Raw genomic sequence first — 8976 nt, forward strand, 5'->3', positions numbered from 1 at the left:
CACGCGCGAAATCTGTGCGACAACGTGCAATGGTCCCCGATGGACGCCACCCGCACCGAGGAAGACTACCTCTGCCGAGTGGTCGAGATCGCAATCAAGGCTGGCGCCACCACAATCAACATCCCAGATACCGTCGGCTACACCGCGCCCCGCGAAAGCGCCGATCTGATCCGGCGGCTGATCGAAACCGTGCCGGGGGCGGACGACGTGATTTTTGCCACGCACTGTCACAACGACCTTGGCATGGCGACGGCGAACTCATTGGCAGCTGTCGAGGGCGGTGCGCGCCAGATTGAATGCACGATCAACGGGCTCGGCGAACGCGCGGGCAATACAGCTTTGGAAGAAGTCGTTATGGCGATGCGGGTGCGCAAAGACATTATGCCGTTCACTACCGGCGTTGATGCCACCAAGCTAATGCATATCTCGCGGCGCGTGGCGACGGTTTCTGGCTTTGCGGTTCAGTACAACAAAGCCATCGTCGGTAAGAATGCCTTTGCACATGAAAGTGGCATCCATCAGGACGGCATGCTGAAGAACGCCGAGACGTTTGAGATCATGCGCCCCGAAGACGTTGGCCTTTCGGAGACGAATATCGTTATGGGCAAGCATTCGGGACGCGCGGCGCTGCGCTCGAAATTGGAAGAGCTTGGCTTTGAATTGGGCGACAACCAGCTGAAGGATGTGTTCGTGCGGTTCAAGGCGCTGGCCGATCGCAAGAAAGAAGTGTTCACGGATGATCTTTTAGCGCTGATGCGTGATCAGGAGTCGGGCGAGGCGCATGACCGTATTCAGGTGAAATTCCTGCGTGTGATCTGCGGCACCGAAGCGCCCCAGTCGGCTGACCTTACTTTGACGATTGACGGTGTGGACCAGCAGACGACCGCGCAAGGTGACGGGCCGGTGGACGCGACGTTCAATGCGGTGAAAGCGCTTTTCCCGCATGACGCCCAGTTGCAGCTGTATCAAGTGCATGCCGTGACCGAAGGCACGGACGCACAGGCGACAGTCTCTGTGCGGATGGAAGAAGCGGGTCGGATCTCGACCGGGCAGTCGGCAGATACCGATACCGTCGTGGCCAGCGCAAAAGCCTATGTGAACGCGCTAAACCGTCTTTTGGTGCGACGCGAAAAATCGGCACCCGACGCCGATGTGAAAACGGTCAACTACAAAGACCTCGGCTGAAAAGAAAAGCAGACCGGCGTACGCCGCCGGTCGATTCTCGGTCCGCACGCCCGTTTTCCGACACATTCGCTTGCCGGAATTAACCAAAACAGCGCCATTCCCTGCGGTTTTGGAAACAGTGCTTCAAGGCAGCCCGACACTATTGCCAAAATGATGTCAATAATCGGCTTTGGGGTCAAACTCTTGCCACATTCTCGCCCTAGAAATGCCCCAAGTCGCAAGTGTCCCGCGGCGTTTTGTTTTGTAACGAGTGAAAGTGAAGAATATGTTTGGTTCTTCTACGCGTATTGTTTGTCTCCTGATTACCGCAGCCGCTCTCACCGGCTGCGGTGCTCCCTCCGAAATTTCCCGCTCTGCAACTGTTTTGCAGATCCCACAGGCCGAAAGCCTGTCGGTTGTGGCCCGCCAATTCCAGAATGACGTGCCCTATACAATTAACTTTGGTTTTGACGAAGACTGGCTTGACGCAGAAGCGGCAGCTCGCCTTGACGCACAAGCCACTTGGATCATCGACAACGCAAACGTTAAGTTCCGCGTCTATGGTCACGCCGACCGTGTCGGTAGTACAGAATACAACATCGACCTTGGCCTGCGCCGTGCAACAACGGCGGTTGCCTATCTGATCAATAAAGGCATTTCAGAAGAGCGCCTTGAGGCCATGGTGTCTTTCGGTGAAGACGCGCCGGCTATTGAGACCCTGAACCGCGAGCGGGAAAATCGCCGCGTGGTGACAGAAGTCTTTGGCTTCATTGATACAAAGCCGAGCGGTGTTGCACGGAATGGCACTACGACTATTTCTTTCGACGATCCGATCCCAACGGAAACGTCCGGTCCAACCGATGATCCGACGTCTGTCAACGACCCGGCACCTTCGGACGATCAAACGTCGACCGGCGATGATACGCCATCGACAGGTGGCAAGAACCCGAACTCTGGTCGCGGTAATGGTGACGAGGCGGGCGATCCCGGGAATTCGGATGGACACAACAAGGGTGGCGACGAACTTTAAAACAACGAGATGCTCGGGACGCGGAAAACGGTAACCTTTTAGGGCCGCTGCGTCTGCTGGGTGGGGCAAGGGCGCGATCCGGGTGGGGATCGCGCCCTTTTTAATTTGCCGTAACGTGCTTGGGTGTATGAGCCTTGCGAGACCCTTCGGTGAGGACTACACGATCTCAGGACGTAATCAGAGAGTCGCAGATAAAATGACGTATTGCGTAGGCCTTTTGTTGGACGCGGGCATTGTATGCCTGAGCGATACGCGGACAAACGCCGGGCTGGACAACATCTCGATCTATCGCAAGACGTTCACCTTCGATGTTCCCGGCGAACGGATTATCATCATCATGACCGCCGGTAGCCTGTCGGTGACGCAGACCGCGCTGGCGCGACTTGATGAGGCCGCGGCCAACACAGACGCCACGCCGCAATCGTCGATACTGCTGGCCCCAAGCATGCTGCAAGTTGCTGAAATAATTGGGCGAACATTGAACGAAACCAGCAAGGAGATTGGCAATCGGATGGGCGAAAACGCATCAAGTGCGTCTGCCTCAATGATTGTCGCCGGGCAGCGTGCGGGGGGCGCGATGCGACTGTTCTTGATCTATCCCGAAGGTAATTTCATCGAAGCGACAGCCGATACGCCCTACCTGCAGATCGGCGAGCACAAGTATGGAAAGCCTATTCTCGACCGGGTGGTGACGCCGCAAACCACGCTGTCGGATGCAAAGAAGGCCGTATTACTCAGCATGGATTCGACCGTGCGCTCGAACCTCAGCGTCGGTATGCCTCTCGACCTAACGGTAATCGAAAAAGACACCTGCCGGGTCACCGAGTCCCGTCGCATTGAAGAGGGTGACGACGTGTTTCGCGAGATGAGTGCGGCCTGGTCGATTGCTTTGAAAGACGCGTTTAGCGACATCAAGATCTAGTCGGCGCTGTCCTCTAGAAACATGAATGCCTTATCGAAGAACTGCTGACGCATGGCGGGTGCTTCCATCATCAATTCATGCCGCGCGCCTTCGACCCATTCAAGCGACCCTGACGGCCAGTTTTCGTGCATGGCGATCAGTGCTTTGCAATCAATGATGGCTTCGCGAGTGCCTGCGATTGTCTTGACGGGAAGTGTTGGACGGGGTGCAGCGCGCAGAGCAGCAGTTTCTTCGCGGGCCTTTTCGAACCAATGCACCGTGGGTCCGCCAAGCGCATATTCGGGTGCTGCCTCAGCGTGACGTTGCAGGTAGTCCCAGGTGTCACGGTCCGTGGTCAGCAGATTATTCGCAAAGGCCGTGTCCGTCATATAGCTTCGTGGGCTGGTGCCCGGGATTGTGCGCAGTTGCCCGCTGAATAGGCGCGAAAGACCCGGCAGAATGCGTGCGATTGGGCGCAGGTTTGGCGCCACGAAAATGCCCCACATCGGCGCCGAAAAGACAGCCTTCTTAACGGGAAGATCATTCATCAGTGCGCGCAGGCCGATGCAGCCCCCCATGGAGTGACCGAGGAGATGCCAAGGCTTTGGCAGGTCGCGGGCTTTAGCCATTGTGACCAGAGCCGCGACATCAAGCTGATAGTCAGCGAAGTCGGCGACGTGGCCAAGACGTGCGTCGGATGTGACACGGTCAGAGAACCCCTGCCCGCGCCAATCAATCGACAGGACCGAATAGCCGGCACCGGTTAAATCCCGCGCGACGTGACCGTATTTCTCAAGGTATTCCGAGCGACCCGAGAACAGCAGAATGCTGCCCTTGGGCGCGTCTGCTGACCAATGGCCGACACGCAAGCGCGTGCCATCCGCCGCCTGCGTCCAGAACGCCTCGGCGGCTGGGCCCTTGGACAGGGCGGTATCGAAAGGTGCCGCGCTTATCAGGACAGCACCGCCCCAAGACGCATAGCAGCCCCCATATCGCCATCAACTTTTAGGCGACCCGACATGAAGGCGGCGGTTGGGTTCAGCTCGCCGGAAAGGATCGATTTGAAGGTTTCTACGTCAGCCGTCATGGTCACATCTGCGTCACCATCCTCCGCACGGGCTCCGTCGGCGTCCATCAAAATCTCGCCTTCGTCTTCCACGACGAATTTCGCGGTGCCGTCAAAGCCGCTTGCGTCCAGTTTTTCGTTTAGTTTGGCGACGGCCTGTTCAATCATATCACTCATGGTCTTCTCCCGGTTTCGTGACGCGGCAGGGCTGGCAATTGCAGCCCCACACGCTAAACTTCATTCTGTCATGCGGTTTTTCTCTTCATATCTCAAATGTGCCGTTGCGGCACTATGTGCAAGTCAGGTTTTCCTGACGTCCGCGGCGGCGCAAGACAACGAGATCGAGGCATTGCTTGAGGGTTTGAAGACGGCTGATGCGTCGGCTGCCGTTCAGATAGAGGGGCGTATTCAATCCATTTGGTCCCAATCAGGGTCTGATGCGATGGACCTTCTGCTTGATCGCGGCATGGCTGCGATGGCTGACGGTGACATGACGTCAGCCCTGTTCCACTTTTCCGCCCTGATCGACCACGCGCCGGATTTTGCGGAAGGATATAATGCACGGGCCACAGCCTATTTTCAGAACCAGAAATACGGGTTGGCCTTAGAAGACATTCGCCGCACGCTTGCGTTAAATCCCCACCATTTTGGAGCGATGTCGGGCCTTGCGATTATCTTTGAAGAGATCGGGCAACCCGAGGGTGCGCTGGCCGCTTGGCGCGAGGTTGAGCGCCTGCATCCCAATCGCGAGGGTCTGGCCAATTCGATTGATCGGCTGGAAAGCAGCCTTGAGGGGCGCGATACCTGAAGTCCGTCCCGGACCATGTGATCCGAGAGTGTACGACCTTCTGTGTATGACTAAATTGGCCCATGCTTCCAAACTAAAGGAGCATGACGACAATGACGATTTCCAAGGAACCACTGGACGAGCTGCTTAGCGGCGCCCAGAAGGCCAGTGCCTTCGCTTGGGATGCCCGTGACGTCAGATGCGGAAATTGTGGCGGCGAGGCCTGCCGGTGTGTCAACGGTTGATGCGTCAAAATATGCAGTCGTATTCATGTCAATCCTTTCCCGTTTTCGCGACCAATCTGTGGCCCGCATCGGTTGTTTTCGTTGTCGAACGGCACTCGGATTGTTGGTTTCTGTCAGAACAAGGCGACTATGGGCGTCGTCAGATTGAAACCGAAACTCAGTAAATCAAGACTGACCCTAGACAGAAATGTGGCAGGAAAATGGTGAAGACCGCGAAAGACTGCTTTGTCGAAGCGTAAACGCGTGACTTTCGGTCACTCGTTGCCAGATGTCTTTTAACTCATTGAATTCATGATATTTTTCAGGCGGTAGAAGTGCAATTCCATTGTCGCGCACTTCCGATCAAACACGCGCCACTGTTTCACTCTTTCGCAAACGCGAACGACCTTGGGGCAAAGCGGGGGGTATTATTGAAGGATGAGAAACCGGGCCAATTAGGCTATTTCTGCGGCTTCGACGCGGCTGGGGGCGCCATATCGTATGTATCGTCCAGAAGGATGCGATGCGCGTCGCCTTCCATATCGTCGTATTGGTTGTTGCGTATCGTCCATACAAAAGCGGCCAAGGCGCCAAGGCCCAAAAGCAGCGAACAGGGGACGAGTATGACGAGAATGTTCATAGTTACCTCGCACGGAGAGCATTGAGGGTCACAGTGATCGAACTGGTCGACATTGCAAGGGCTGCCATCAAGGGTGAGGCGAAGCCGCAGACCGCCAGAGGTATTGCGACCATGTTGTAAGCTGCCGCAAGGCCGAAGTTTTGCAGGATCAGACGGTGCGCAAGTTTGGCCGTGGTTATGGCCTCAGACACCAATTCGATCTGACCGGACACAAGGACAACGTCAGCGGCAGAACGGCTTGCTTCAAGCGCGGTGCCCGGCGAGATCGCGGCGTCGGCAGCCGTAAGAGCTGCGACATCATTCAAGCCGTCGCCGACCATCAGCACGTGATGGCCTTTCGCCTGGAGGCCTTCGATGTAGGAGAGTTTTTCCTTCGGACCGACGTCAGCAATTACAGTGGTCAGACCAAGCTCGCGGCCCAAGGCGTCGGCCTTTGTGGCGTTGTCCCCGGTCAAGACGTGCAGCGACAGCCCCATTTCTTCCAACTGTTCGATGCCTCCACGCGCGCCCGGCAGGAGATGTTCGGTCACATGCAGTGGCCAAGAATCCCCAAACTGGAATGCGGTCGCGTCGTCCGTGCCGATCCAGTCGCCCCGGCCAAGGCGCACGGTTTCACCATTGTATGTGGCCTGCACGCCGGTGCCTGCGATCTCGGTAATATTGCCAAGCCTGGCAGGTGCAATGTCGCCAAGCGTTTTCACAAGGCTTTTTGACAACGGGTGGTCGGACTGCATCGCCAACGCTTTCAGGACGGCGCAGGCGTCGCGGCCAAGCGTGTCAGGCGCAGTCAGTGTTGGCCGGGTGAGCGTGCCGGTCTTGTCGAAGACTACGGTGTCTATGCTGGCAAGGCGTTCAAGGGCGGTGTCGGATTTCACCAACAGCCCGCGCCGAAACAGCCCGCCAGTCGCAGCGGCCGCGACGGCAGGAACGGCAAGGCCAAGCGCGCAGGGGCAGGTGATGATCAAGGTCGCAACGGCGACGTTCAGCGCATAGCGCACATCACCTGTCATGATCAGCCAGCCCGCGAATGCCGCAAAGGCTGTCAGATGAACGATAGGCACATAAGCGCGTGCGGCACGGTCAGCGAGACCAGAATAGCGGCTTTTGGCACTCTCGGCGCGCGCCACAAGCTGCATGATGGAGCGCAGCATCGTGTCTTCGCCCACCGTCGTTACAGTTGCGGTGATCGGCCCGGTCAGGGTCACGTCGCCGGAGTAAAGAGTGTCCCCGAGGTCGATGCGAATTGGATCGCTTTCGCCGGTAAGAAGGCTGCGGTCAACCTGGACACTCCCTGCGGTAAGGCGCGCTTCGACAGGAACGCGGCCTCCCGCAGCAAGCCATATCTCATCCCCGATGGCAAGGTCCGACACCGCGGTGCTTTCGCGATTTTCGCCCCGTAAAACAATGGCGCGGCGAGGTTCAAGTGCCGCCAAATCTTGCGCTGCCGAGCGCGCAGCCGTGCGCATGCGTTGGTCAAGGACCCGCCCTGCCAGAAGGAAGAACGTCAGCGACAGGGCCGCGTCGAAATAGGCGTGTTCGCCTCCAGCGCTTGTTTCATAGACCGACATCCCAAGTGCCAAAAGGATCGCCAGCGAGATCGGGACGTCCATGTTAACGCGGCGCGCGCCAAGTGCGGTCCAGGCATTCTTGAAGAATGGTTGCGCCGAGAACATCGCTGCAGGGATCGCAATTGCGCCGCTGATCCAGTGGAACAGATCGCGTGTGGCATCCGTGGCACCCGACCAGATAGCAACCGACAAAAGCATGACGTTCATCATCGCAAAGCCAGCGACGCCAAGGCGCATCAAGATATCGCGGTCTCGGGAGTCAGAGGTATCTGCCAGATCGGCTTCGTGGGCTTCGATCCCGGCGCCAGCCAAAGCGTCGATCCAAGGAGTGGGGTCGGCGTTGAAGGGGGCGGTAACAGCGACACGGCGCAAGGACAGGTTGACGCGCGCGGCTTCGATACCGGGGAGTGCACGCAGAGTGCTTTCAACGGTTTGGATACACCCCGCGCAGTGGATTGTCGGCAGGTAAAGCTGATGGGTCGGCGCACCTGTATCGCCCGGCTCGGCATAGTTGGCAGGCGAAGCAGAGCAGGCTGGACAGGCTGCGATCACAAACCAATCCACATCACAATGCGCTGCCGAAAGAGCGTGCCATCTGCCGCACGCGCAACAAGGCGCAGGTTCCAGTTGCCCCGCAAAAGGGTACCGACTGGAGCGACGAATGCTTCGCCGTTATGGGTAAATGCAGGCGTCTGGTCGTCTCCAACGTGCGTGGCGCGGCCAAGCGTTGCCGACACGATGGTCGGCACAACGGGGCCGATGTCGTCAAGGATCGACAGCACCAGATCGGTGCCCTCTATATCCGCCGAGACGGTCCAGCCCAGCGCAAGTTGTGCGTCGCGGTCCGCATCAAAGGTCTGACTTGCGACGTAAGAGTTTTTGGTTTCAAGGCCGGGGAAGGTGTTCACAGCCATGAACGCAAGCGTCAGGTTGACCGCTAAGATAACCGAAAAGGCGGCGGCAAAAATGGCGAAGACGTGATAGCCGGTCAGAGTTCTTGCAGGCATTACGATCCCTTTCCGTTGAAGACTGTTTTCTCGCCTGCGCGCGCATCGGAATCAACTGCTTCAATCCAGAGGCTGAAGTCGGTGCGATCGCGGCTTGCGGCCGGATCTTGGGAGCGTGCGGTGACATAAGTGCGCACGCTTAGCGTTTCATTAGCAGGCACGACCACGTGGTTGGGCAGGCGGCTGTCGGCCTCGAGGCCGATCCGCAGGATATCGTCCGAGTTCAGCGATACCCGGAATTCCCGGTCAGCGCCCGTGAGGTTGCGGATGCGCAACGTATAGGCGTTGCGGATCGAACCGTCAGACAGGGTCACGAATTGCGGATTGCGCACAGGCTCGACTGTGAGCGAAATATCCGAGCGGACAAACAACGCCCAGACAAGGCCGATGCCGATAACGCTCCAGATTGCAGTGTAGATCATAGTGCGCAGGCGGAAGACGTGCTGCCAGATCGGGCGCGGTGGATCGCCTGAACGCTCGCGTGGCTCGTCGGCAAGCGCCAGATAATCGATAAGTCCGCGCTCCGCGCCGATCTTATCCATGACCTCGTCACAGGCATCGATGCACAACGCGCAGGTAATACATTCCA

Annotated in this window: 11 protein-coding genes; 4 read left to right on the forward strand and 7 right to left on the reverse strand. The window is 57.8% G+C overall.

Annotated elements, in window-relative coordinates:
- From AC221Y_RS16085 to AC221Y_RS16095, 3 genes are all read left to right on the forward strand, one after another.
- The coding region (locus tag AC221Y_RS16085) for a 2-isopropylmalate synthase (protein ID WP_486707744.1) at window positions 1-1185 on the forward strand (1185 nt) is incomplete at its 5' end.
- 265 nt (window positions 1186-1450) lie between these two features.
- Entirely contained in the window at window positions 1451-2194 is a 744-nt protein-coding gene (locus AC221Y_RS16090; RefSeq protein ID WP_486707745.1) for an OmpA family protein, read from the forward strand.
- Window positions 2195-2390: 196 nt separating this feature from the next.
- Window positions 2391-3116, forward strand: a complete 726-nt coding sequence (locus tag AC221Y_RS16095; protein ID WP_299754674.1) for a proteasome-type protease — start codon at window positions 2391-2393, stop codon at window positions 3114-3116.
- Here the strand turns inward: AC221Y_RS16095 and AC221Y_RS16100 are convergent.
- Window positions 3113-3964: an alpha/beta fold hydrolase gene (locus AC221Y_RS16100; RefSeq protein ID WP_299754672.1), complete on the reverse strand. Its 852-nt coding sequence runs from the start codon at window positions 3962-3964 to the stop codon at window positions 3113-3115. The two genes, AC221Y_RS16095 and AC221Y_RS16100, sit on opposite strands and share 4 nt — an antisense overlap.
- 83 nt (window positions 3965-4047) lie before the next feature.
- Window positions 4048-4338 (reverse strand): SCP2 sterol-binding domain-containing protein, encoded by a 291-nt coding sequence (locus AC221Y_RS16105; RefSeq protein ID WP_299754670.1) that lies wholly within the window; start codon window positions 4336-4338, stop codon window positions 4048-4050.
- Here AC221Y_RS16105 and AC221Y_RS16110 point away from each other — a divergent pair.
- Window positions 4337-4969, forward strand: coding sequence for a tetratricopeptide repeat protein (locus AC221Y_RS16110; protein ID WP_299754667.1), 633 nt, complete (start codon window positions 4337-4339; stop codon window positions 4967-4969). The two genes, AC221Y_RS16105 and AC221Y_RS16110, sit on opposite strands and share 2 nt — an antisense overlap.
- 50 nt (window positions 4970-5019) lie before the next feature.
- On the opposite strand, the gene AC221Y_RS16115 is transcribed toward AC221Y_RS16110, so the two are convergent.
- The 5 genes from AC221Y_RS16115 to AC221Y_RS16135 all read right to left on the reverse strand — a co-directional run.
- The gene (locus AC221Y_RS16115; protein ID WP_299754664.1) at window positions 5020-5220 is read right to left on the reverse strand and encodes a hypothetical protein; all 201 of its coding nucleotides are present in this window, start codon (window positions 5218-5220) and stop codon (window positions 5020-5022) included.
- A 412-nt stretch (window positions 5221-5632) separates the two neighbouring features.
- Complete coding sequence (ccoS, locus tag AC221Y_RS16120; protein WP_299754662.1) at window positions 5633-5812, reverse strand: cbb3-type cytochrome oxidase assembly protein CcoS; 180 nt, start codon at window positions 5810-5812, stop codon at window positions 5633-5635.
- A 2-nt stretch (window positions 5813-5814) separates the two neighbouring features.
- The gene (locus AC221Y_RS16125) at window positions 5815-7932 is read right to left on the reverse strand and encodes a heavy metal translocating P-type ATPase (RefSeq protein ID WP_486707746.1); all 2118 of its coding nucleotides are present in this window, start codon (window positions 7930-7932) and stop codon (window positions 5815-5817) included.
- Window positions 7929-8387: a FixH family protein gene (locus AC221Y_RS16130; protein WP_299754657.1), complete on the reverse strand. Its 459-nt coding sequence runs from the start codon at window positions 8385-8387 to the stop codon at window positions 7929-7931. Before AC221Y_RS16130 ends, AC221Y_RS16125 begins: the two co-directional genes overlap by 4 nt.
- The coding region (locus tag AC221Y_RS16135; RefSeq protein WP_486707747.1) for a FixG Ig-like domain-containing protein at window positions 8387-8976 on the reverse strand (590 nt) is incomplete at its 5' end. The genes AC221Y_RS16135 and AC221Y_RS16130, both read right to left, overlap by 1 nt.

The sequence above is a fragment of the Boseongicola sp. genome (assembly GCF_057460485.1).